Genomic DNA, 25,163 nt, shown 5'->3' with positions numbered 1-25,163 from the left:
GCGCGACTTAAAAGTTTTATCAAATGCGCTTAACTTCCTAATGATTTTATCCATAGTTTTGATGCGGTTAACAGTGACGATTGTAAATTTGTGTTCCACTACATATGCATACTAAAACATATAATAACAACGTCAAAAGGCGTTAATTTGCGTCTTTTGAACCTTGTGTCGCCCTCAAGGAAGCCCAACATGAATAGAAACGACAACGTCCCTCTTCCCTCGAACACCAGAGAATGGTTTTTTAACCGCAACAGCATCATCATTTTGTCTGACATCGCTTTATTTTTGGTTCTGTACAACACCCTGCCGTATGATCCGCAAGTCGTACTTGGGATCAGCATTTTAGCTTTCATCGCTATTTTGTGGTTAACCGAAGCCTTACATGTAACGGTAACCGCACTTCTAGTGCCTATTTTGGCCGTTGGCCTCGGGGTATTTGATACTCAAACTGCGCTCAATAATTTCGCTAACTCTACTATTTTCTTATTTTTAGGTGGTTTTGCCTTAGCGGCTGCCATGCGGCGTCAAGCGCTAGACAAAGTCATTGCGGACAAAGTGCTTATCATGGCGAAAGGTAAAATGAGCGTCGCCGTGTTCATGCTATTTGGCGCAACCGCAGGGCTTTCGATGTGGATCAGTAATACCGCAACAACGGCAATGATGTTGCCATTAGTGCTTGGTATTCTAAGTAAAGTAAACGAAGAGTCAGGCCATAAAACCTATGTATTCGTGTTACTTGGCATCGCTTACAGTGCCAGTATTGGGGGGATTGCGACCATCGTTGGTAGCCCGCCCAATGCTATTGCAGCGGCTGAAGTCGGGCTCACATTTACAGAATGGATGTCCTTTGGCGTACCTGCAACTATTGTGTTGCTTCCTGTTGCTATTTCTCTACTCTATTTTGTTTTAAAGCCTGACTTAAAGGGCAATTTCGAGATCAATTATGAGCCAGTTAATTGGGACAAAGGCAAGATAGTCACTCTTGCTATATTTGCACTGACCGTTTGCTTATGGATTTTTTCAAAACCCATTAATGCCATGTTAGGCGGCTTTTCTAAGTTTGATACATTAGTGGCATTGTTGGCTATTGTATTAGTTAACTTCGCTCGAGTTGTTCACTGGAAAGACGTCGAAAAAACCGCTGACTGGGGCGTGTTGCTGTTGTTTGGTGGCGGTATTTGTTTAAGTAATGTATTAAAAGCAACCGGAGCAAGCTTGTTTTTGGCTTCTGAATTGAGTGATGCTATCTCTCATTTTGGCTTGTTCTTTATTATCTTAATTGTGGCAGGCTTTGTTGTGTTTTTAACTGAGTTCGCCAGTAACACGGCCAGTGCCGCTCTGCTCATTCCGGTATTTGCGGCGGTTGCCGAGGCCTTCGGTATGTCACCTATCATTTTGTCTGTATTAATTGCTGTAGCGGCATCCTGTGCGTTTATGTTGCCTGTTGCGACTCCGCCAAATGCCATCGTCTATGCATCTGGTCATATTAAACAACAAGAGATGCTTAAAGTTGGTATTTTGCTCAACATTGCTTGTATCGGGACGTTAACTCTATTAGCGGTCATATTGTGGACTTAAGACATCATTTAAATTAAGCGCTCTTCAAACAGAATCACGGGTGGCTGAGATACCATCCGTGATTTTTTATCGCCTACTAAAAGACTTTCTATTAGGCGCTTTCTATCTGTTCATCTTGCTCAAACGCAGCAGCCGATTCTGCTAGAATATCCCCCCATAAGTAGTAAATAAGAAAGTGTCCATGTTGAGGCTGGTTCTTAATCGTTACGTTTGAAAGAACATGAGCTAGTTGCTGGGCATACTGAATAGGAACGTGCCTGTCTTCATGACCATGCCACATGGTAATCGGAGAGGTTATCGCTGAATAATCAGTTTCCCACGGGTTAGATAGCGTATAAAGATCATGCACAAATGCTGCGCTGCCTTGCCTCATGGCTTCTTGAAATGCAACGACAAAGTTTTCCAACGCTTCAGGCTCTTGCAAGACCGACGCATCACTCACACCCAAATGCTCGATGACTTGGTCAAAATATCGCTCTGGCTCATCCACGACATTTTTCGCAATCAAGAAAATGAGATGCCGCAATACCTCTGGCGCTTTTAACGCCAAATGTGCCATCATCTTGTTGGTTGTCTTGACTCCGTGTAACAGGTTAATTTCTTGAAATGGGGTAACGGAGCTAATTAAGTTGGTATGCACAACCCGATGGCGAAATTGCGCCGCCACTGCCAGGGCATATGGTCCTCCTCCACAAAAACCCGCGACAGCGAAGCGTTGGATATTAAGTGAATCCATCAAATATCCCACATCTTTGGCCACGCTCTTTAAACTCGCTCCCTCACAAGTATCAGATAAACCGTATCCAGGTCTATCTATCGATATAACTCTGACTCTTTGTTCGAATGCGATTTGCTTATTAGGATGCTGCTGCAAACGCGACCCCGTCGAGGGGTGCAACATAACTAATGGCGCGTGACTCTTATTTCCGACATCGCTATAGCCTAGTTTTCTGCCATCAGGTAATAGCATGGTTTGGTGAAAGCACTGTGCATCCAATAGGATGATGTTTTGCTTTTCTTTTTGTTGCCGTTCTTGTTGTGTAGATTGCAGTAACACCAACTTCACCAACTCACTTTGCCGATGACAACCCGTTTTACCAAATATCGACTTTAATTGCGATCGCACCGTGTGAATCGACACCTTCTTATGCGCCGCCACCAATTGTAGAGTCTTGCCCTCAACGAGACTTTTAAGGATCTCTTGTTCCGCTTGCGTCAATTTAAAGCGAGTTGAAAATGACGAAACATCGACCTTTTGCGCTTGATCCACTGTCGCAATAAACATCAACACATGACTTTCAAGGCCCTGCAGATTATCCACGCGAGTTAAATTAATCGTCGTAGGGTTTGTATCGAATGATGGCCTCACAACAAATGCGATTTCTTTATTCTTTTGTCCGGGGAAAAACAACGAAGCCATGCCGCTTTCAAATTCAGCCCTTAATCGCCCACTTTCAAAAGTAAGATGACTGCCATTGACCGACAACTCTCTATTCGTCGACATATAGCGCATCGCCGAATCATTGATTTCAACGATCTGCTTGTCTGCCCTTAATAACACGCAGGGAAGCGGGATTTGATTAAGGAGCTTACGCTGTATGCATTCTTTCTCCTTAACAACACCTAAACGCTTTGCTATATCGCTGCTGCGCTGCATGTGTTCGAGCAATTGTGTATAAGAACTTGGGACTTCCTCCTTTGGTTCCTTTACCCATATCAGGTTTGTGTTTATTTTCCCTTGTTCGCCTACCTCAATATTCGGCTTTAAATACGTCACCATATGTTCGAGCAATTCTGGCCATAAGCGAGGCTCTAGCGCGGTATCATAAATTTTCCCTACCAATCGATCTGGTAGTTGACTGCTGTGCATAGTTCCTACTTGCCCTAAGTTGGGTTTTTGCTCTAATTCTTTTTAAAACTAGCATTTAGGATCTGCACATAGTGGGCGATAGTCATAAAAAATGGCACCTAACTTAGATGAAATTCAAATAAGCAAGGCGCCATTCATAACTACAAGTTATTCTAATGCTTTGTTTATACAACCACTGACTGTTTTTACGTTAAGTTAGCCAACTTTAATTACTGCAGTTTTCTGGGAATGACTGTGAATCTAAAGTACTCCAAGCCATTACAGCTGCCGGGTTGAAGTCAGCACACATTTTGGAGAGGGACATATTAAGATACAGGTCACTATATGAACCCGCATCCACCGTGGTATAGCTAATCTCATCGTCTACCTTAACGGTTGCTCTACGCACAAACAGATTATTGTTAACGGCTAGATTTTTTGTTCTCAATGTCGAGCCCTCAACAACTGAAACGTTGGTCGATGTTAATTTCTCATCAATACGAGCACTAGAGGTAGACCCTACATGGAAGTCTGTTACTGTTGCATTGCCCTTGATTCGTGCACTTGCACCGTAACTTACAAACAATTCCGTACCCGTAACGTCACCCGTGGTTTTTAGCGAGGAACTTTGCATCACGTTCAAGTTTTTCCCCGTCATGTTACCCGCAAACAAAGCACCATTTCCTTTCAGGATAAGCTCTTCATTTGCGACGATGGTTTCCACCATTCCAGATGCGCCATTATTGATATTAATATAGTCAGCCGTAAGTGATGTTCCTTTAAGGCTTCCCCCTGTGTTTGCATCTAAAGAGGTCGTAGTAAGCCCACCAAACTCCATAGCGGCGCCAATTTCAAGTCTCACAGAGCTTGCAGTGCCCGTCGGAGAAAAGAAAAAGGGACGGGATGCTTGGTTTGCGTAAAAATTGATCCCTGTAACATCACCTCGATAGGCTAACGCACTGTTGGCCGTTACAACTGGGTTTGCTCCCGCGGTAAAAACTGGGTTCTGTAAATAAGCGGAACCACCGCCATCGATCCAAAATTCTGGTTTGAGGTTACTGGTAAAACTCACATCCGCGAAACTGACGTCTTGCTTCCCTCTTACTAATACTTGAGCTGAAATCTCTCCACCTTCAATCCAAATATCGCTACGTGTGATTGCCAGCTCCCCTTTACTGTCGCCCTCACAAACACCCGTTAACTTTACTTTAGCAAACTGGCTAGGCTGAACCGAAAGCAGATACGTTCTTAGTGCTTGTGCATCAGCACTGCAGTCAATGTTGACAGTTTTGGCAGAGAAATCGAGTTTTGCTTGATTAGCCAGTCCCTCAAGGTAGGTGAAGTTGTCGTTCATTTCAGCCGCTTTGATAACATCACCCGCTTAAATGTCGTCAAGTTATCTGCCGCCATACTCTGCATACTGATTAAGCATCCACCAACAGCAATCGCAGCAAGCATATATTTATTTAAATTCATCATGATTTGTCGTCCTTTTCGTTGGAGTTATTGCCAAGTCGCTTGGTCAAATACTGCATTATCAAATGTTATTTCTACGCTTTCACACGCATCACCCACCCCATCACCATCACTGTCTGCTTGGTCTGGGTTTGCGGTTGAAAGGCAGTTATCGCTGCTATCGCCTATGCCGTCTGAATCGGCATCGCTTGATTCTTTCGGGTCGTTAGGAAACTTGTCTTTATTATCACCAGTGCCGTCCTTATCGCTGTCTTTTGTCTCAGTCGGATCATTGGGGAACGCGTCTGCGTTATCGCCGACTTTGTCGTTGTCAGAATCGTATTTTTCAGTTGGATCGATTGGGAATTTATCGGCGTTATCACCTAAACCATCTTTGTCTGTATCTTTTGTTTCCGTGGGGTCATTGGGGAATTCGTCTGCGTTATCGCCGACTTTGTCTTTGTCAGAATCAAACTTCTCGGTTGGGTCGGTTGGGAACTTGTCGGCGTTGTCCCCTAAACCATCTTCGTCAGTGTCTTTGCTCTCTGTGAGATCCATTGGGAAGACATCGGTATTGTCACCGACAGTATCCCCATCCGAATCAAATTGTTCGTTAGCATCATTGGGAAATTGATCGGCATTGTCACCGATGCCATCGCCGTCAGAATCTACGGTTTCTTGCGCGTTGTATGGGAATGCGTCTTCGCTATCGATCACACCGTCATCATCGTCATCGTTATCATCAACTCCTACTTTCCAGGTATCGCCATCAACAATAATGATTTCATCTTGTTTCAGATCTTTCAGGTATGGTGCAATAGAATTCGCTTGGTCGACGACCTTATCAGCTTGAGAGGCATGTACGGCACTTTGAGGCATCACCTCCGCTTTCACGAGTGCTTCTGCTTTCATCGCAGCACCGGACGCACTTTTCTCGATATAATCCCCCAGCACCTCTTCTTTGGATACTCCGAGATCCATCGCAATTTTTTCAGTGGCTTGTGCTTTTGTTAGCGAACCGTTCACCATTGAAACTTGTACTAATGTTGATAGTGGCGTGATATCCAACTCCCCTGACGGAGCCGACATTAGGTAACCGGTTTTCACGGTTTGATCGGGGGTGGTTTCGTCAACGGTTTGTCCAGGAATGACTCTTACAACAATGGGGTAGCTCTCTGAATTGGGTATCCCATCTACGTTTAAATTGGCTTTACCGCCGTCAGTTGTTATGGCTTTAGGCTCTCCTGTGTTCCACTGGTAATCCTTGTTTATATCCAACCAAACTTCGGCTCCTTTCAGGTATCCATCAATGGCCGTTACGTTCAAGTAGTTGGACTTAGATACAGGATCTGAGCCATCACCTCCGCCACATGCGCTAAGCATTGCGGCTGCAATGAGCGTCAAGGCGGGGTAAAATTGAGATGCTTTCATGACCTTCTTCCTTGATAAGTGAGTTATCACTCGAAAGTTAAGATAATGTCTTTCTCTTGGCATCACTCAAATGGGGTATAAGGGGGGAAAATAGCCTTGAAAATAAAAAATTTTTATTATTTTGCGTTATTTTGCAAATAGTTTTGATTAGATATTGAATGATTCGTCAGTTCTTATAAACTGATCGGCTTCTGTATTCCGAAAACAAATAGAGATTATCATGATCCAAAGAATGGAAACTAAGCAACGCATGAGCCGTATCGTTAAGCATAACGGTACGATCTACCTATGTGGCCAGGTTTGTGCTGATGCGACTAAAGACATCACTGAGCAAACTCAAACCATGCTAGACAAAGTAGAGACTCTACTTGACCAAGCTGGTAGTGACAAAGAGCACATGCTTTCTGCAACTATTTACATCAAAGATATGAAAGACTTTGCTGAAATGAACGCAGTGTGGGACGCATGGGTTCCTGAAGGTCACGCACCTGCACGTGCTTGTGTTGAAGCAAGCATGGCTCGCGATACTCTACTTGTAGAGATTTCAGTGGTTGCTGCTGAGAAGTAAACCATTCTGAATCTATTTTTAAAAGCAGCGCGATCGATGATCCCGCTGCTTTTTTATGGTCGCTTCGTAGAACAAAGGTTGGTTATCTACACGGCCCTTGCTTTTAATACTTGACCTCGAAGTACGTCATAAACCCAGTTATATACGATCGCATACAGCAAGAAGAAGGCAATCATACTCAGTTCTAACACCACCACGTCCATGAAACTGCGCTGTAAGAACCACATCAACAATGGCAAAGTTAAGACTAACAATCCGCCTTCAAACATGACGCCGTGGCTCACGCGGAGTCGCGCACTCCTTTTCGAACGATCAGCCCCAAAGTATTTATCAAACAACACGTTAAACAGGTAGTTCCATCCCATTGCAATCAAGCTCATGAAAATAGCGACGCCTGTCATGGTATGGGTATCAATCCCCCCAATCAGACTGCCTAATGGAATCAATAACATAATTGCAAATAGCTCAAATAGCACACTATGAAATGCACGCTCTTTGTTCGACATACGGTTTACCCCTCTAGATATATGTCGCCATTCTATCTATAATTAAGCTAACTCAAAGTTAGTTTCTATCGGAAAAACAGATATGTTAAATCTCGCTCAATTACAAACCTTTGTTGTATGTGCCGAACAAGGATCCTTTTCAGCTGCTGGACGAAAGTTGGGGAAGGCTCAGTCGGTAGTGAGTCAGTCGATTGCAAATCTAGAAATAGACTTAAATCAGACGTTGTTTGATAGACGCTCTCGCTCACCTGTTTTAACAGAATCTGGACAAAAGCTGTTGGAATATGCGAAATGCGTATTAACACAAGCTCAGGAAATGGAGCAAGCAGCCTCAAACATGGCGGTGGGAAATGAAACTCAGCTCGTTTTGTGTGCCGATCCGGCACTATTGGTTCCAAAGCTTTTTGACGTATTAAAATCATTTAATCAGCGCTACCCGACGACAAAACTGATTCTTAATACTGTCAACAGTGCGCGTGTACCAGCGGAAATCACAAACAATAAAGCGGACATCGGACTCATGCTGATCAGCAATAATATGCACGTTGGTACTGAACAAGGATTTATTGGGCAAGTCGCCTTTTTCACCGTTGCCCATAAAACGCACCCTTTAAGTCAGTTAAAAGAAGTCACCCGTACAGAGTTAACCAAATATCCTCAGATTATCAATCGTGAAGAAACTCACTATGTTCCAGATTACGTACCGCTGCTCTCTCCTATCATTTTTGAATCCAATGACTTTGTCGCCATGCGTAAAATGGCTGAAGCAAAAATAGGTTGGTCTTACCTTCCCGCTCACATTGCTCAAATAGGCATAGACTTAGGTCAATTGACTCGGTTGCCAGTGCAATTTGATATCAAAACGTGGCAAGTTCCGGTAGATCGGATCACTCAACTTGATAGTAGCAAAGGGCCGGCCTGTACCTGGTTATGCCATGCATTAGAATCGGTGTTCTAGCCAACGCACCCAGCCCTTTACTGGTCGATTTGTTCTCGTAAGCAGTAGAGGTTAGAATCCGACGTTCGGAATTTGATAACCATTAGACAAAAGAGCTGAAAATGCCTACTCAACACAACGCCTTTACTCATTTCGCGTCACCTATTGATGCGTCTTCAGTTCCTGATAAGTTCACTTTCCCTTTTTATTACCAAGCGCACCCATTATGTGAGCAAGCCGCACGTCAACTCCAGCATCACTTAGAAACGCAAACACAATGGCAACATCACTTTGGGCATCCGAGTATTAGTGCCCATCAATTTGATGACACGGAAAAGGCAACGGGTAAAATGTTTGGCGTACTTGTAGTGAAAAACACTCAAGGCGAGATTGGATTTTTGAGCGCGTTTTCTGGAAAGATAGCTGACCAAAATATCTTAAGTGGGTTTGTACCCCCAGTGTTTGATATGCTAAAAGAAGACGGTTTTTTCCGTGACGATACCGATCAAATCACCGCCATCAACCTGCAAGTAACACAACATCGAAATAACCCTCTATTTGATGAATTAAGTACTCAACTTCAGCAGCTACAAAACCATGCGAACTATGAAATTGAAGCTCAACGTCAAAGCATGATTTTGAGTCGAGCGGCAAGAAAAGCTACGCGCGTTGAAGCAGAAAAATCATTGAGCGCTCAAACTATATGCAGTGAGCAATTTGACGATCTTAAAAGCCGGCTAGGTAAACAAAGTGTTGCGGAAAAAAACCAACAGAAGATCTTAAAACGAACATGGCAAGAAAAACTAGATTCAGTTCAATCACAGCTTTCTCAGCTCACTCAGGAGCTGGATAACCTTAAAGAACAACGAGCTATCTTATCGCTCGCACTGCAACATCGGTTGTTTTCTCAATATCACTTTCTTAATCGCTTAGGTGAACAAAAGTCTCTGATCGATATCTTTGAGCCGACTAAAAACCCTACGCCACCAGCCGGCGCTGGCGAATGTGCTGCACCTAAGTTATTGCATTACGCTTACAAGAATGAACTGGAGCCTATTTGCATGGCAGAATTTTGGTGGGGGAGCTCGCCGAAATCAGAAGTTCGTTTGCATAAAAAATACTACCCATCTTGTCAGAGTAAATGTGAGCCAATTTTAGGGCACATGCTGAAAGGCATGAAAGTGGATGACAACCCATTATTAAAGAACCCAGCCGAAGGCAAAGAACTCGATATCCTTTACCAAGATGAAGCCATTGTTGTGGTAAATAAACCCGCTGAATTTCTCTCCGTCCCTGGCCGTACCATTAAGGACTCCGCTTATTATCGCTTACAACAACAGTTTACAGATGTAGAAGGCCCGTTCGTCATCCATAGACTGGATATGTCTACTTCTGGGATTTTAGTGTTCGCCCTCACTAAACGCGCCAATAAAAGCCTACAAAAGCAGTTTATTACTCGTCATGTCGAGAAACGCTATGTGGCTTTGGTGGATGGCATCGTAGAGCAGGATGTTGGTAAAATTGAATTACCATTGCGCGGCGATCTTGATGATCGACCACGACAAATGGTATGTGAAGAACACGGTAAAGCGGCTGAAACAACGTGGCAAGTCATCGAGCGAGCTGACGGAAAAACCAAGCTATATCTGCACCCTAAAACTGGCAGAACCCATCAACTTCGTGTGCATTGCGCTCACTATTTGGGGTTAAATATGCCTATTATCGGCGATGATTTGTATGGTATGAAAGCGAACCGCTTACACTTGCACGCAGAATCCCTGTCATTCGATCACCCATACACCAAACAGCCGATGCACTTTCAGGTCGACGCCCAGTTCTAAATACTGCCCGATTTCTTACTGGACAGGCGTGTTTGGATGATCAAACACGCCATAGTTTAGAAAGTGTATCGTTTGATTCGCCACCACTTCATCGTAACGCATTATGGAATGACCCACTTCGATCGTGATAAAATCCTTCATGTTGGCGACTTTAGTTGAGTTTACAGAAACCAAGCCATCGTTAGGACCGTCGAAAAATCGATTGGTTGCACCATTACTGTTGGTTCCCGCTATCACCCCCGCTTGATAGTCCGGCTCTGCAATGACCTCGCCTAACGAACGATTGCCCGTTACTAAAGATTGGCTGGTTCCTCCTGCAATATTCATCAACAAACGACCGTCAAAATGGTCCGCAACTTCGCTGCCATGGTTGGGGGTTCCCATAAAAATCACCTCACCCAAGCGTTGAGTATTTTTTAACTCTTTGTGCTTGTCTAGATAAGAGCGTATGACTAAACCACCCAGTGAATGACCGACAAAATGAACGCGGTTATCATTTTTTAAACACAGGTCTATTTCGTTTTCTGTCTCTTGTAATGTTGACTCAAGTGACTGGCCGATAGTGGAATAATCGATGACACACACATGAAAGCCAGCACCCTCTATTCTTTGAGCCAGCTTCCACATAGCATTGCCACTTCTTGCTAGGCCATGAGCAAGCACAACTAACTCATCACCTTGTTTTAAATTAGTCTGATCCTGGCTGATATTTGCGCAACCAACAGTTACCAATAAAATAAGTCCAATCAACCATTTGTTCATTGTTTTCATGCGTTATTAACCTTGCTCGCTAACCGATTAAATCAAAAAATCGACTGAACATCACCATTTGATATTGATGCGATTTATTGGAATCGTATTTCACGGTAAATTTCGGCCCAGAGATGTTGGTGATAGTGCCTTTATCACCTTGAATATGTCGAACTCTGTCTCCTACCGCTGCCACTCCTTCCTCGGTTGATTGGCTACGATTGTTGTCTCTTAGCCGAGTATTAAGCGGCTTTTTAGGCGCTTCGGCGCAATCATCAACTCGGCCCAATTGCGTTAAATACAATTCAAGCGCTTCGGTTTCAAAGTACGGTAGGCTCTGTTCTTTGTATAAACTTGGCCCGAATGCGTGTGCCAACGGCAGATAAGACTCGGACACAAACGGGCTCGGTGAATCACCAGTGTAGATTTTGGCTCTCTGCTTCGCTCGGGTAACCGCAACATACGCAACGCGACGTTCCTCTTCGTAATCTGGCCCTTGTCCTGTATCGAATTTCGCTTCCGTCGGGAATATGCCTCTATCCCAGAAGGGTAAATGCACATTGTTGTATTCGCAGCCTTTCGCTCTAAATATCGTGGTTAAACGCACACCGTCTGATTTCTTCGAACTTTGAGCCGCTCTTTGCTGCGTGCTTTCAAAAAAGTCTTTGGCTTGGTTACAGTCATAATTTAAACCTTTCAGTACCGCCGTTAATGCGTTGAGCTTATCTAAGCTTTCTTCAACGTCGCCTTCAGTGGCTTCAGACTTTCTTAACCAATGATCCAGATCCGACCCGGCTCGATATTCTTCAAAGATCTGCCGAGCTTTCATGTCTTTTTTAAGTAATGAACGTATCAATGTGACTCGTTCAATCGCGTTATCAAAATTTTGATCTTTACGTTTGTTGGCAGCCGAAAATTTATCAATTTCCCTAACCCAACTGGTTGGTGGAACGCTAGCCAGTGCACGACAAAGTGGCTGTAGGATCTCGCCACGCAAATAGCAATGAGGATAACTGAACAGTTCTTGCAGTATCTGGCTGTCTATCTTTTGGTGTTCATGCCAGCGGATAACTAAGTTCATTAACTGCAGTAGAAGTTTAACCTCGCGGCTTTTCGCCAGCGTACTGCCCTCCGGTGCCATGTACGGCACATTCGCTTTGATAAACGCCAATTCAATCAGCATGGCTTGTGACCAACGCCTAACCAAGACGGCTATTTCACCGGATTCGCAGCCTTCCTCTAATTGACCTTTCACCGCCTTCACCACGTGCGAGGCAATGGTCGAGGTTTTTATGTGCTCTATCTGCGTGTCTTCAACACTTTGAGCAGGCACGGTACAAAAATCTTTGAATCTTTCTTTGTTATGGCTAATCAAATGATCTGCAGCAATCGCTAAACTATGGCCAAATCGAAAGGTATGACTCAGTTTGTAAGTGGTACAAGGTGGAAACTCTTGAACGAATCGCAGCATGATGGAAGGCTCACTGCCCCGCCACCTATAGATACATTGGTTAATATCGCCCACAGCCATGATCCGTGCGCCGTCTGCCACAATAAGCTTGAGAAGCTTAAGTTGAACTGGGTTAGTGTCTTGAAATTCGTCGACAATAACGAGCTGAATTGATTGCTGAATTCGCGCTCGGAACTCCAAATCTTCTGAGAGAAGCTTTACCGATTCGATTAACCAATCATCGAAAAACAGTAATCCAGAGCGCAACCTTTCTTGCTCGACCACTTTATAGGCGTCCAGCAAAAAATCATATTCTTCGCCATAGTTTTGCGCCTCGAAGACCTCGTCTTCACTCAGCCCAATGGCTTTTACCAAGCTAATAAAGCTTTCCAGCACGGCGACAGTTTTAGGCTTTTTGAGTAAGCGTTTAGTGGTTGGAAGACGACAACTCAGCGCCATTTTTTGCAGGACGGTTCTAATGAGCTGTGTGCGGCGCATGGGCTCAAACACCAACCTAGAACCAAGCCCTTGACGTGTTAGTAGTTCCTGACAAAACCCGTGATAGGTTTTAACCGTTCGGTGCGGGTTATATCCCTTATCTAATAGCTTGCTTCTAAAATCATCACAAATGGTTTTATTAAACATGAGCACTTGAATACTTTGCTCAGGCACCAGGCGGGTTTGTGCCTGATAAACACCAACAAGCGTGGTGGTTTTACCTGTTCCTGCGCCCGCTAAACACAACGCATTGCCTTCACGGTGTTTGATTATTGATTTTTGTTCTTCGGTAAATTGCGCCATGAGGAAAGAATTGGACGTTTAATTAAAACAGAGCGGTATTTTACCTTAGATTGGGTAAGAATTGCATTAACCCTAAGCCCTAGACAAACAAAAAGGCCGACTTCCTAAAAAGTCGACCTTTCTTTACAATATCAGGATGGAAACTCACCGATATTGACTATTCTACTGTTTCTAATACCGCAGCACGACGTTTAGAAACTTCTGAAATGTGACTAAACCAAACAGCCTGCTCGCCATTACTTTGGCTTGTATTCAGGCGTACTTTTTTGCCTACCAAACCGAGGGCAGTTTGATACACATCTTGGTACTTATCTTTGTAGCTGATGATACTCATTTTTAGGCTTCGACCATCTTGGTTTGATACCCAAACAAAATTCTCATCAATTCTAACTTCCGTTAACACCCCGAAATTGTTCCATACACAATTACTCATTTTCAATCCCTTACCTAGCAGCTGCGAATCTAAGTTCGCCTTCAAATTATTTCCATGATTCAGGTTAGAAATTATCAAAACACAGCAAGTAAACAAGGGCATACGTCACAATATGAGCTTTAACTCATAAAATTTATATAAAGCGTATTTTTTAACGTCTCATTGATAATTTGGCTACATCACACAGTGCAAACAAATACAAATTTCGATATCCTATTTTCTGTCTTTATCCATCTTTGCCTCATATAAAGGAAGCTGACTTGTCTGTAGAAGCAACCCGTTTACCTCTCGTACTTGCCGGTCCCATACTGCGTAAAGTTACCAACAATGAGGTTAATTTATGGCTAGTAACGTCTGAACCGTTAACCGGTAGCGTTGAAATTAAGAGTACCGAAACAGACGATTTTTGCACTCAGCACACAATCGAGTCTCAACAACAGCTACAAATAGGCACAAACGCGTGGGTTTGTATGCTGACGATTTCAGCTAACTTCCCCACTCAAACGGCTTTAAGCTACCAAATAGACACTCAGCATGGGCCAGTTACCACCTTGGTGCCTCATTTGAATTACGCTCACAATACAGAGGGTCTTGCAGGTATCCGTTTTGTGATCAGTGAAAAAGCGGATTACGTACTGCATGGTTCATGCCGCAATCCACATCATTTTAGTGACGATGCATTAGTCGCCGCGGATACTAAAATATCAACGCTAGACACGACATCTCGACCAGACATGCTAATCATGAGCGGAGATCAAATCTACGCAGATCATGTAGCGGGCCCAACGCTCAGCGCGATCGAACAAACCATTCGCTTACTCGGCCTGCCATCGGAGAGCTTTAAACAAGCGCCAATCACCAACAGTAATGAGTTGTACCAGCACGCTGAATGCTATTATGGTCGCGATAAGATCTTGCCCCATTACGTTGATGACGGAACCTTACTGACTAAACTGTTCCCACATCGCAATATCCCGATATTCAGTTCCACCGAATGTGAAAATCATCTGATCAGTTTCGCGGAATACTTCGCCATGTATTTGCTGGTGTGGTCACCGACAGTATGGGATCTCATTGATCTTGAGCAACTTGAACAGCGAGGGTTTGAAATTGACGGGAAAGCCATGACTCCTCAATGGCAAAAAAAGTGGCACGAAGAGAAAAAACACATCCGCAAATTTGTCTCTGGTCTGAAGCAAGTTCAACGGTTATTGGCTCATATTCCGACTTACATGATCTTTGATGACCATGACATTACTGACGACTGGAACCTCACCGTCGGCTGGGAAAAAGCGGCGTATGACAATCTATTTTCTCGTCGAATAATTGGCAATGGCCTCATCGCCTATTGGTTATGTCAAGGTTGGGGCAATGCGCCTGAAAAGTTCAACCAAGCGTTTCTCACCAAGGTGGAAAGATTCCTTGATGAAGCGAATTTACCAGAACCAAGTCTCGACGCTCATGATGACCTGATTTTGCATCTATCTCGCTTTGAAGGTTGGCATTACACCATTCACACCTCTCCCAAAGTGGTCGTTTTGGATACTCGGACTCGACGCTGGCGTTCTGAGTCTAAAATGAACAAACCTTCCGGGCTACTCGACTGGGAAGCCATGACCGAGTTTCAACAAGAATTGCTCGATCAAAGCAAAGTCATCATTATTTCTGCCGCTCCGATTTTTGGTGTTAAGTTCATTGAGATGCTACAAAGAACCATGACTATTGCTGGCAAACCTCTCGTTATTGATGCAGAAAATTGGATGGCACATCCAGGTAGCGCTAACACACTTATCAGTATTTTCACCCATACGAAAACCCCGACCAACTTTGTCATTCTATCTGGCGATGTGCATTACTCTTTCGCGTATGACGCAAAACTGAGGCACAGTAAAAATAGCCCAAACATCTATCAAATTACCTGTAGCGGCATTAAGAATCAGTTTCCTGATCGCTTACTCAAAACCTGTGATGCGTTGGACACGGTGTTGTACAGCCCTCGTTCTCCATTAAACTGGTTTACCAAGCGTAAACGCCTAAAGATCACTAAACGCAACCCAGATACCCAAGAGTTTTATCGCTTGGTTAATCAAAGCGCCATCGGGGAATTACGACTCGATGAAAATGGGAAACCAAAAGAGATTTGTTTGTTGACTGGCCAAGGGGAGAAGGTCAAATTTCCTTAACAATGCCGTTTTGCCAAAAAAAGCTTGTCCTCAGGACAATTTAAAGCATCGCCTTTGATTGGCTTCACCCTTGTTCTAATAGGGTAAATACTTAAAACTAAGCAAAAGGCCTCTGTGAGCTTATTCACCGAGGTCTTTTGTATATGACGGCTATAATCTAACTAGGTTGATTCAAGTCCCAAGCGTGAGTTAATTGATTCGCAACTAGGCCACACGACAGTTCTGCGCACTCTCGCTCTACTCCCATGTATTCTTGTTCACACGCGAGCAAGTAATACGCCAGTACATTACGCTCACTGTGTAGCAATAACTGCAATACCGGTTGAATGTAGGCGTAATACTCATCGTCCATCTCAGGCTCGCTACCTACACCGATAGGATCCCACTCTAAGCGAAGCGTATCCGAAATAGCTTCTAATTGATGGTGATACTTTTTAAGTTCGTGTTCGCCAATGGCTGGGAGTGAGTCTAAATAACCTTCAAGTAATTCAAGTTTTCCTTTCGAAACGCTATCCATCGTTTCTCGTTTAAAGGAAAAAGTAAATTGTTCGTCATCTAATTGAACAAGATCCGACTCATCTCGCTGCAATTCAAAACGATAACCTACTAATGGATTAGAATCTCGAGCACCGTTGTAATCCACACAAGCGACTTTACTAGATTGCAGCTTAGGGACTCCAAATAGTGTGTAATGGCCAACGATAACAGGCTTATCTAACGGCTCTATTCGAGCGCTTTCAGCCAACGTGATTTCTGGGATATTTTCCACTTCAGAAGCAGGCACCTGAGCGACATCGGCATACGTCGTTGCATCTTCCATCCACCATTTAGCACGAATATTTCGACGCTCAAAGCCCGTTTTATCTTTAAATGAGTAACTGGCAGGAAGCTCGTATTCAGGGCCTTTTAGTGCGACTTCAAGTAATTCGAGCAATTCATGTTGCTCATCAAATGCATTGTGCCAATATTCACTTTTGAGTGAGTTATCTGAATTAAGATAGGGTTTCAACTTCTCGATTATCGAAGACTTCCAGCATGCGTGTATTGCTGTAATCGAGCCAAAATCGATAAAGATAGGCAACGTTTTGAACCAGTTCACCCATTGGTGATGAAGCTCACTGTTTTCGCCTAATTGCTCAAGGAAAAGAGCGTGTTGCTTACGGTTTTTATCGCTATGTTTACGCAGAGGTTGACCCTGGTCATTCTTAAGTAGCCAACCAATCGCATTGAGCTCATGATTGCCCATCACACAATGTGCGACGCCCTTGTCCATCAAGTATTTTACACGCTCAAGCGTCGTAATATGGTCTGCGTTATGGCCATGAGAGTTATCAATGAGGTCGCCAACAAACACAACTCGGCTAGTATAAAAGTCCGATTTTTCATCTTCATCAACGAGCTCGTGTTCAATAAAGCACTCTTGCTCTAACAATGCATTAAGCTTATCAACACGGCCGTGAACATCACCAATAAATAACAACGAATACAGATCGTTAGGAAGCAAATACGGATTGGTCATTTTTTCTCTCATCATGGAATTTGATACGAAAGTAAGGTAACCCTATCATTGGCTACCTTACTTGCGACTTTTGTTCTATTTTACATTAAACTAAATTTGATATCGAACAATAAGCGTTACTTGCGCTGTCATTCTGGCGGATCAGTTGGCGCTTATTGCAAGATATGCTTGATTGATCGCCATACAGCTATTAATAAAATCACCGACCGTTTCCCAATCGTTGGTGTCTTTGATTTCAACAGCAAAATAAGAGTCAAAGTCAGGCTCTACAAGGGTAGTGGCATCGAAGCCCATGGTATCTGGCAACTCATAGCAAATGGCCAAATAGCCAACTAAACCTCGGTCTGATAAGGCACCAATAAACGATTTATACTCCACATCATCTTGAGATATGCCCTCAACTTTTGCGTAATAAAAACGCTCTAGGTCTTCAATCACATTACTTGATTCGGTTACAACCAGTTCCGGCGCATCAAACGTATGACAAAAATAAGCTTGCACGTGCATCAAGATCTGCGTGCGAGTCAATGGTTGACGCATATCCAAAACAGGGCAATTCGCTGCCATTGCTTCTAGTTCTTTTTGAGGCAGCTCTTGTGGTTCAAGCGGCTCTTGTTTTACAGGGTCTCGAAGCCTTACCTGAAAGACATGTTCACTTCGCTCAGGTTGCGGGCCATTTAACGCCAACATTTCTGCTTTTTGACTGATCTCTTCCCGCCACGCGAGTTTTTCAAGCCAGTGTTTAGGTAAGCCCTCTTCTGCGTAATACGCACCGGCTATTTGCCCGTAGATAGCAGCGGTTGTATCGGCATCGTCACCTAAGTTAGCGGCAAGCAACGCTCCTTGTGAGAAATCATCCGAGTTCATAAAGCACCACAGCGCCGCTTTTAGTGAGTCCACCACGTATCCACGACCAAATATCTCGTTTCGTGACGTCTTTGTGTTACTCGCATCCATAATGGCCTGCAGTATTTCTGGGCATTCAAACTGATAAGACTTTAGGTTATCGATTAATGTGTTTTTGTCTTGTTCGCCAAGCAAGATGTCATGCAGTAGGTTCGACAAGACCTCACAAGCTTTTAAGCAGCGAGCTTCACTGTGGGTTGTTTTTGAGCTCAACACCACGTAATTGTTCACTTCTCTACGGCAGTCTTTGTGGTTGTTCATGTAGAAGAGTACAACAGGCGCTACACGCATTAAGCTACCATTACCAGCGGTATGTCCAGCGTAGCTTCCTGAGTAAGCCTCACCTGTTGCCTCGAATTTGTCGAGCGCTGCTGCAATCGTGTTACCAATATCAAAACAGTGGCCAGTCACTGAGTTGTGCCCCTCATTGCGCCACCGTAGATAACGTTGCATCTGGTCTTGTGCATTATGCTCGCGTTGCTCTAAAAGCGAGTCGGCAAACAAAGCGCCATTGACGTATCATCCGTCCACTGCCCAGCTTCCAAATTGAACGGACCACCACCTACCATGTCGGTAATGGGTTCAAATGAGTCTTTGGCTTTAAACTCTAAGGTTGTGCCGAGCGCATCACCTAAAGCTAAGCCTAGTAATGCGCCTTTGGCACGAGAAACGAATTGGTCGAAATCTGTCATAGCAATCTCCTGTATTAGAGGTGCATTTTGGCAGGAGTTTTGAAAAGGTGTGATATTGAAAGCTTGTGAAAATAGGCACAAGGCATCTTGCGCGCTTTCAAAGCCCCAATATAGGAGTTGCACGTAAATCCGTATATATACGCAATCTTACTAAGCTCAAAATTCAATCTATGTTGTGCTACCACTGATATAATGCAATAATACGACATCAAAGAATGCTAAGTATGACGCTAGGGAGAAAATATAATCCCTGGCGTTTTTTTGTTTCCAATAAACAAGGGCAATTGGTAGCTAATAAAAATGATGAACTTTCCTCGTCTTATAACACACCTTCTACTATGTACCAGCACTCTATCTCTAGCTTTGTCTGGTTGTAGCTATTCAACCAATAGCACCACCACTGGACAACTCGACATCACATCAAGTAGCACAAAAAAGCGACCGACGAACGTAACTCAAAAGAATCGCGAATCAAATCAAAAACCAATAGTGATAATAATCTTTCTGAGACTCAATCCATGCCTACGATTGTCCCTAGCCCCTTCACTGAACCTAACGCCAAACCAGATAAAGAGCCTGAAATCAATACCGAGCCTAGAGCCAAACCGGATAAAGAGCCTGAAACCAATACCGAGCCTAACGCCAAGCCAGAACAAGAGCCTAAAACCACTACCGAGCCTAGCACCAATCCGAAAAAAGAGCCTGAATTAGACAATGAGCCTAGCTCCACATTAAAACAAAAAAAACAAGATGATTGGAAATGGAAGCCAGAGCCTAGCTTTGAGGAAACCAAGTTACCCATTTTTTCACCAAATATAAGCGCTCCGAAAAAGTTAGAGCACCCTTTAAAAAATGCAACTTCCTTAACGTTTATGTTGGGCGAAGACTCATATGGCCATTATCTATATGGTGAAGGCCCAATTGTAAAAGGGGCATATTCAAAGTTTTTAAAATACGTAAATCACTTTAAAAGCAACGGAATTCACTTAAACCGTATCATGCTACACAGCCCTGGCGGACTAGTGAATGAAGGTTTACAAATTGCTTACTATATTCATGATAATAACTGGACAACAGACAGTGATAAATATATGCGTTGCTATTCTTCATGTGGATTTATCTACGCAGCAGGGACAACGAAACGCATTCAAAAGGGTGCTGAAGTCGGGTTTCATCGTCCGTTTTTCCCAAGTAAACCTGATACCCCTGAAATCATTCAGCAGATGTACAAAGAGTACCAATATTTCTGGCAGTACATTGGTGGTAACAAAGAGTTATATGACATATTCATGAAAAACTATGGAAGAGACGACATGTATATCTTGCGAACTGACAATGTAAATAAATTTATGAACACAGAGACATATTAATGTTTGACCTATTAAAAAAACATTGGCCACGACACCCATTATTACGCATAGTCCTACTTGTGATGGGGTTCTTGGTCATCGCCTTTAACGTAAAAGGCTACGATGAATTATTTCATGACGACCCATGGTTTGGGTTGGCTTCTCCTTTCGGTATTCTTCTTGGCTGTGCAGAAATAGCCGTATTGCTTTGGACGTCAGCTGTAATTAGTAAATGGCCTGAGATCAGCCGAATTCTAAAAAGTGTTATTTTTATATTAGTTCCTGCTTTCGCATTTTTGTGTTACTCAGGTATAAACAGCTACTTATCATCCCTCGCTACGCACGAAATTCGACAAGTTGAAGAGGTGAGAACTCGAAACTCAAATAATGCTGCGTATTTGGACACACGAGAAAAAGAAGTGCTAACCCTACGAGAGCAACTTACGCTCATGCGCCCTGAACGTGAAGAGCTAACAGCAAAGATCGGTGATCTAAACGAAAAGATCAATATCATGTCTCAAGCTGCAAGTGAAAGGCGCTTAAAAGCTCTAGATTGTTCAGCCGTTGCAGACTGCCGCGATTCGGTAGCCAGCTTTGAAGATCAAGCTGACCGTTTACGAAAAGAGTTACCTAATCTGTACTCAAACCGCGATCGGTTAGACAAACGCATAATTAAAACAGAAGAAGACCTCGACACAGTTTTAAAGGTCATTCGCGAGCAAAAGCTATCTGATACAGAGGAAATTAACCAGCACGCGGGTGTTGAGTCTAATTTTGAAATGAAGAAAGCCGCATATGAAAAAGTTATTCGATCTTCAGCAAGCCTTTTCGGTTATATACCAAAAGATCCATTTGGCATTTTTGTCGGACTAGTATCAGGGCTAATTTACCCGGTATATTTCATTTTGAATTTGTTTATAGCGTTAGACTCACCAGAAAACATACAAGCAAGAAAGGAGCGTATTGGAGAAAAAACCATCAAGAAGGAGCGCAAGTCTACTCGTATTGAACTATTGAAAAAGCTTGTCTGCATCTTTAGGTCAAGGCTCCTACGTAAAAAGAAAGCTACCTTACGAAAACTTGATGCGGCAATAAAGCTTCGAGAAAGTCGTGCTACTCGCCGTGAAGCTCTCTATAACCGGATGATGCAATATTTTCGTGTTTGGGCACATCGCCGTACAAAAGCCATTGAAAAGGAAGTGGTAAAAACCGTTGAAATCCCGGTTGAAGTGGAAGTCGACAAGATAATTGAAGTTCCTATTGAAGTCGAAAAAGTAGTTGAAGTCGTTAAAGAAGTTACTGTTGAAGTCGAAGTCGAAAAAACGGTTGAAGTCATTAAAGAAGTTACCGTTGAAGTCGAAGTGGAGAAAACGGTTGAGGTAATAAAGGAAGTTCCTATTGAGATAAGAGTTGAAGTGCCCGTTGAGGTTGACCGTATAGTGGAAGTACCAAAGGAAGTACCTGTCTTCATTGAAAAAATCAAGAAAGAACCTGAACCTTATTTTATAAAGGATCCACAAGTAATTATCCATGAACGAATTATTCCTGTCCCAGCAGATATTACTGGCGCTGAACTAGAGGCACTTTTAAATGCACAGCATGAGCTTAACCGATCTCAACGCGATAATGAGGAAGAGGCTCATAGAGAGCACAAACAACCGCTCGCAGCCAACTGATGATGGGAGTGAAAAACCAACCTCTTCACCTCAAAATGAGCTGGATAAATTAGAATACGATATTGAAGTAGCTAAGAAGAAGCACGAAGCAGAGCTACACAGATTGGAAGCGGAAAATACTAAAGCTCTTGAAGAAGCTGAAGCTCTTAAAAACCAACTTGAAACAGAACAACTTCGAACGAAAGTCATAGAGACATCGAATTCTACGCAGCTCAAAACCCATGATACAAAGCAAAGTATACTCGACAAAGAACATGAGCATGAGTTAAAAAAATTAAAGCTTATTGAAAAAGAGCAGGAGTTACAAAAACAAGTCGTTCGAAACCGCATCAAAAACGCTCTAATTGTCATAATCGCGCTGCTTCTGATCGCACTATTATGCCTAGGGATTTATCGCTTATACCGATGGACAGTAGAAACACCTCTGATCAAGGAAGTGATAAAAAAAGTTGAAGTCCCTGTCGAAACCATAGTAGAAAAAGAAAAGATAGTTGAAAAAGAAGTCGAAGTAATCCCGGAGGAATGTACACAAATCCGACGTAATGGCAAGGTTTATGTAAGTTGTGATGGCGTAACTATAGATGGTGCAAATACTATTGGCGATAGCGGTCTCAATAAAATACCGGAATTAATAACAGAATAAGGTGCGATTATTGGCCTGTAATTCACACATTCTCTTACGCTTACCCATTCTTGATTCGGTGACTACCAGAGCACCTACCTTCAGCACGAGAAGCGTATTGGTCGAAATTTGTCATAGCAATCTCTTGTGTTAGCGCTGCATTATGGCAGAAGGATTGATATCGTAATATTGTGAAAGTGCCGCTATTGATGGAGAACAATAGCGGCTGATTTACTACCTTATTCCCTAACCTTGTTGATGAGTAACATCCCTAGGCCTGACTTTACTTTTTCTAACTATTCATCCGGATCTCCATGGACTGCACTCTTCGGGAAGCACTAGGTGACCAAATCAACTATAGCCACTACAGTTACTTTAGTATTGAGTGTGCAGCCAAACGAGAAAAAAGTGTAATAACGTACACCTTTTTAATTTAGAGCCTTAATCTACGAACTAAAGTGTACGATCGGTTACACGCTTTACAGGCTCTGACTGACTCTCTACAAAATGCCGCTGGCATATAGCCCATCACAATTTGCCACTTAAATGCAAAAATCGGCGACAGCCTGCTTAATGAGTTGGTCTCCGTCTATAAGCCAAAGTTGAGACATTCTGCTTCCCTGTTTTAGTTAGATATTTGTTGTTTTATCCAAAGATATTTATCAACAGCATCGCGGCCAACAATATCGACACGTACTTCCAGATATTTCCGCTTTGTTTGGGTTGTACTTGTATCGTTTGGTTCGAATTGTCCAAATTAACCTGATGAGAAAATCCGCTCCCCGGAAGCCCTACCGTACCCCGCTTTAACCCAACCCCCTCTTTGGTTTTGCCAATGTTCACATTCGCACCCGGTACACCAACACTTGCGCTGGTTGTTACGCCTTTTTTGCTAGACCAGTTCAAATTAATATGAAGACCCGGGGCAATTTTAATTCTTTTACGAAATCTCATTTTGTTTTGCCTTACGTGTAAATATAAGCTCTTTTAACACACTCGTGCTACAAAGTTTGGACACCAGTATATCGATGTAAATGCCGCACAGATAATAGTCACCCACAGAGGTAAGTACAACAATGAACAATTATTTTTCAGTCGTGTTCTTTTGCATCAATTCGCCCCCATAAATGGCGTTTTTCTAACGGCAGTTCCTCTATATCCGTAAACACCGTATTGAAAGCCGGATGCGTTACACCTTTGTGGCTAACGTGAGGCACTCGCATCATGTTGATGAGTGAGCAGTACTCAGCTTCTTGCCATACAAGTTCAAAGCCAAATCGATTGAAGTGACGCCGGATGTGTTTCACACGATCTAGATGGCGATAAACGCGAATTTTCTGTGGCAAAGAGACCGACAGTTTTGGTAACTGCCGGCGAAAAAATTCGACTCTTTGTATGTTCTTTTGCTTGAGTTTATTGCGCATCATTCTGCCCTATAGAACGTCTCATGGTGAGTTAAGCCGCCCACTGAACGTCGATATCATTCGCGGCGAGTTTCAACCAGCATGCGTGTACTTTGTCTACTTTCCCTGACTTAACTTCCAAACGCTTAGCCAGATCAGCCGACAACGCTTCTCTGAACTTACGTTTCAAATTGGAACGGCATTGCTCTACGTATTTTCTGTCCATCCCTTTAAGCGAGCCCAAGCTGTTGTCTGTAATGTCTTCCCTTTCAATACCAAACGTTCCATAGAAGCGAGGGTCACGAACCACATCGTACGCTGAATCTAAATAGTCACGCGCTAGGTGGGTATTGTCCTCAAAACCTCTTTCGATTTCGAGCAATGACTGACCTTGTGATTCACGCTTTAGTAACCACGAATAGAACGCAAAATACTTGGGTGTTAACTTGATTTCTTCGTCAGCAATGTTGAGTGTCAGCTTACGTGGGTTGATGATCAGTGTAAGACGCTGGCAGGGCTTAACTGACCTTTCTTTTGTTCCAGTCGTGCACTGTTCACTCAGCTCTATCGGGTCTAACTGATGCTCAGAAATAAAACGTTCTAAACCTTGTTGTATGAGAAGGTAATGCTCACGATTAACGCGACTGTCCGGAGTATTCATAACGATGATTTTTTCCGGCATCGGCTGTTTAGCTTGATGCATACTAAATAGTGTCTCAGTCACGACTTGCGGATGATTACCTGTTACCGCCAATAAAACTCGCTGCATTCTTACCTCAACTTGGTTAACTCACACGACCAAAACAGTATGCCAACAGTAGACGACAAAAAGTGTCGCTTTGTGATTAATTGTTTGATATTTTCTAAAAACAATCCGAGGTGATTTTATGTCAAATATATTTAATCGATATCAAAAAACGTTGCAGTCAATCCCATGCGCTCCAGACAGTATCTCCACTACTGAGTTAAAACAGATCTTGGTGAACTGCCAGTTGATTGATGAACAGCTCGACTCCCCTTCTCAAATGCGTAAGCTGCAACGGATTCTGGCTACCATATGTGAGCAGCACACCTGTATTGAGAAGATTGAAAACTGCCGCCCACACCGCTATCAAATACGCAGCGGAGAAGCACACCCGATTAATCCCAGCGCGATGTCTTCTGTTGTATCGCTTCAAATGATAGAACATGAAATCTTGAACATGAAATCTTGA

At 43.2% G+C, this 25,163-nt stretch carries 21 protein-coding genes and 1 pseudogene; 9 read left to right on the top strand and 13 right to left on the bottom strand.

What is annotated here, in order from left to right; all coding sequences use genetic code 11:
- Positions 1-189 precede the first annotated feature (189 nt).
- Entirely contained in the window at positions 190-1,578 is a 1,389-nt protein-coding gene (locus tag VTAP4600_RS23880) for an SLC13 family permease (protein ID WP_102525185.1), read from the top strand.
- Between the two features lie 91 nt (positions 1,579-1,669).
- On the opposite strand, the gene VTAP4600_RS23875 is transcribed toward VTAP4600_RS23880, so the two are convergent.
- The 4 genes from VTAP4600_RS23875 to VTAP4600_RS23865 form a co-directional block, all read right to left on the bottom strand.
- On the bottom strand, positions 1,670-3,448 hold the full coding sequence (locus VTAP4600_RS23875) for a bifunctional helix-turn-helix transcriptional regulator/alpha/beta hydrolase (protein WP_102525184.1): 1,779 nt from the start codon (positions 3,446-3,448) through the stop codon (positions 1,670-1,672).
- Between the two features lie 205 nt (positions 3,449-3,653).
- Complete coding sequence (locus tag VTAP4600_RS23870) at positions 3,654-4,781, bottom strand: hypothetical protein (RefSeq protein WP_102525183.1); 1,128 nt, start codon at positions 4,779-4,781, stop codon at positions 3,654-3,656.
- Positions 4,778-4,906, bottom strand: a complete 129-nt coding sequence (locus VTAP4600_RS26575) for a hypothetical protein (protein ID WP_269459953.1) — start codon at positions 4,904-4,906, stop codon at positions 4,778-4,780. Before VTAP4600_RS26575 ends, VTAP4600_RS23870 begins: the two co-directional genes overlap by 4 nt.
- Before the next feature lie 24 nt (positions 4,907-4,930).
- A complete protein-coding gene (locus tag VTAP4600_RS23865; RefSeq protein ID WP_197708684.1) occupies positions 4,931-6,313 on the bottom strand; it encodes a thrombospondin type 3 repeat-containing protein in 1,383 nt (460 codons plus the stop codon).
- Positions 6,314-6,533: 220 nt separating this feature from the next.
- Here VTAP4600_RS23865 and VTAP4600_RS23860 point away from each other — a divergent pair, with 220 nt between their 5' ends.
- Positions 6,534-6,881, top strand: a complete 348-nt coding sequence (locus VTAP4600_RS23860; RefSeq protein WP_102525181.1) for a RidA family protein — start codon at positions 6,534-6,536, stop codon at positions 6,879-6,881.
- A gap of 86 nt (positions 6,882-6,967) precedes the next feature.
- Here VTAP4600_RS23860 and VTAP4600_RS23855 read toward each other — a convergent pair whose 3' ends face one another.
- Complete coding sequence (locus VTAP4600_RS23855) at positions 6,968-7,387, bottom strand: PACE efflux transporter (protein WP_102525180.1); 420 nt, start codon at positions 7,385-7,387, stop codon at positions 6,968-6,970.
- 82 nt (positions 7,388-7,469) lie between these two features.
- On the opposite strand from VTAP4600_RS23855, the gene VTAP4600_RS23850 reads away from it, so the two are divergent.
- Positions 7,470-8,345, top strand: a complete 876-nt coding sequence (locus VTAP4600_RS23850; RefSeq protein ID WP_102525179.1) for a LysR family transcriptional regulator — start codon at positions 7,470-7,472, stop codon at positions 8,343-8,345.
- Between the two features lie 101 nt (positions 8,346-8,446).
- A complete protein-coding gene (locus VTAP4600_RS23845; RefSeq protein ID WP_102525178.1) occupies positions 8,447-10,165 on the top strand; it encodes a pseudouridine synthase in 1,719 nt (572 codons plus the stop codon).
- A 15-nt stretch (positions 10,166-10,180) separates the two neighbouring features.
- Here VTAP4600_RS23845 and VTAP4600_RS23840 read toward each other — a convergent pair whose 3' ends face one another.
- The 3 genes from VTAP4600_RS23840 to VTAP4600_RS23830 all read right to left on the bottom strand — a co-directional run bounded on the left by VTAP4600_RS23840 (position 10,181) and on the right by VTAP4600_RS23830 (position 13,599).
- Positions 10,181-10,936 carry a lipase family alpha/beta hydrolase gene (locus VTAP4600_RS23840; RefSeq protein ID WP_197708683.1) on the bottom strand — a complete coding sequence of 252 codons (756 nt, stop codon included), beginning with the start codon at positions 10,934-10,936 and terminating at the stop codon, positions 10,181-10,183.
- Positions 10,937-10,955: 19 nt separating this feature from the next.
- A complete protein-coding gene (locus VTAP4600_RS23835) occupies positions 10,956-13,166 on the bottom strand; it encodes an ATP-dependent helicase (RefSeq protein WP_102525177.1) in 2,211 nt (736 codons plus the stop codon).
- Positions 13,167-13,323: 157 nt separating this feature from the next.
- Positions 13,324-13,599, bottom strand: a complete 276-nt coding sequence (locus VTAP4600_RS23830; RefSeq protein ID WP_145958617.1) for a hypothetical protein — start codon at positions 13,597-13,599, stop codon at positions 13,324-13,326.
- Between the two features lie 260 nt (positions 13,600-13,859).
- On the opposite strand from VTAP4600_RS23830, the gene VTAP4600_RS23825 reads away from it, so the two are divergent.
- Positions 13,860-15,782: an alkaline phosphatase D family protein gene (locus tag VTAP4600_RS23825; protein WP_231897946.1), complete on the top strand. Its 1,923-nt coding sequence runs from the start codon at positions 13,860-13,862 to the stop codon at positions 15,780-15,782.
- A 157-nt stretch (positions 15,783-15,939) separates the two neighbouring features.
- Here VTAP4600_RS23825 and VTAP4600_RS23820 read toward each other — a convergent pair whose 3' ends face one another.
- Both VTAP4600_RS23820 and VTAP4600_RS23815 read right to left on the bottom strand, forming a co-directional pair.
- Entirely contained in the window at positions 15,940-17,301 is a 1,362-nt protein-coding gene (locus VTAP4600_RS23820; protein WP_145958616.1) for a metallophosphoesterase, read from the bottom strand.
- 141 nt (positions 17,302-17,442) lie between these two features.
- Positions 17,443-18,899: pseudogene (locus VTAP4600_RS23815) on the bottom strand (ADP-ribosylglycohydrolase family protein).
- A 518-nt stretch (positions 18,900-19,417) separates the two neighbouring features.
- Here VTAP4600_RS23815 and VTAP4600_RS23810 point away from each other — a divergent pair.
- Genes VTAP4600_RS23810 through VTAP4600_RS23800 form a run of 3 tightly spaced genes read left to right on the top strand, consistent with a single transcriptional unit; the run spans position 19,418 to position 22,567 of the window.
- On the top strand, positions 19,418-20,269 hold the full coding sequence (locus VTAP4600_RS23810; RefSeq protein WP_102525174.1) for a hypothetical protein: 852 nt from the start codon (positions 19,418-19,420) through the stop codon (positions 20,267-20,269).
- Positions 20,269-21,924 (top strand): hypothetical protein, encoded by a 1,656-nt coding sequence (locus tag VTAP4600_RS25840; RefSeq protein ID WP_145958615.1) that lies wholly within the window; start codon positions 20,269-20,271, stop codon positions 21,922-21,924. The genes VTAP4600_RS23810 and VTAP4600_RS25840 overlap by 1 nt, the downstream gene beginning before the upstream one ends.
- Positions 21,839-22,567: a hypothetical protein gene (locus VTAP4600_RS23800; protein WP_145958614.1), complete on the top strand. Its 729-nt coding sequence runs from the start codon at positions 21,839-21,841 to the stop codon at positions 22,565-22,567. The genes VTAP4600_RS25840 and VTAP4600_RS23800 overlap by 86 nt, the downstream gene beginning before the upstream one ends.
- A gap of 624 nt (positions 22,568-23,191) precedes the next feature.
- Here the strand turns inward: VTAP4600_RS23800 and VTAP4600_RS23795 are convergent.
- The 3 genes from VTAP4600_RS23795 to VTAP4600_RS23785 all read right to left on the bottom strand — a co-directional run bounded on the left by VTAP4600_RS23795 (position 23,192) and on the right by VTAP4600_RS23785 (position 24,718).
- Complete coding sequence (locus VTAP4600_RS23795; RefSeq protein WP_102525172.1) at positions 23,192-23,500, bottom strand: DUF4236 domain-containing protein; 309 nt, start codon at positions 23,498-23,500, stop codon at positions 23,192-23,194.
- Positions 23,501-23,637: 137 nt separating this feature from the next.
- On the bottom strand, positions 23,638-23,973 hold the full coding sequence (locus VTAP4600_RS23790; RefSeq protein WP_145958613.1) for a hypothetical protein: 336 nt from the start codon (positions 23,971-23,973) through the stop codon (positions 23,638-23,640).
- Positions 23,974-24,001: 28 nt separating this feature from the next.
- The gene (locus VTAP4600_RS23785) at positions 24,002-24,718 is read right to left on the bottom strand and encodes a hypothetical protein (protein WP_102525170.1); all 717 of its coding nucleotides are present in this window, start codon (positions 24,716-24,718) and stop codon (positions 24,002-24,004) included.
- Positions 24,719-24,836: 118 nt separating this feature from the next.
- Here VTAP4600_RS23785 and VTAP4600_RS23780 point away from each other — a divergent pair, with 118 nt between their 5' ends.
- Positions 24,837-25,163 (top strand): hypothetical protein, encoded by a 327-nt coding sequence (locus VTAP4600_RS23780; protein ID WP_102525169.1) that lies wholly within the window; start codon positions 24,837-24,839, stop codon positions 25,161-25,163.

This window comes from Vibrio tapetis subsp. tapetis, from assembly GCF_900233005.1.
GTDB lineage: Bacteria > Pseudomonadota > Gammaproteobacteria > Enterobacterales > Vibrionaceae > Vibrio > Vibrio tapetis.
The sequence above is the reverse complement of the archived record's forward strand: the minus strand, read 5'-3'. Positions and strand labels throughout refer to the sequence as shown.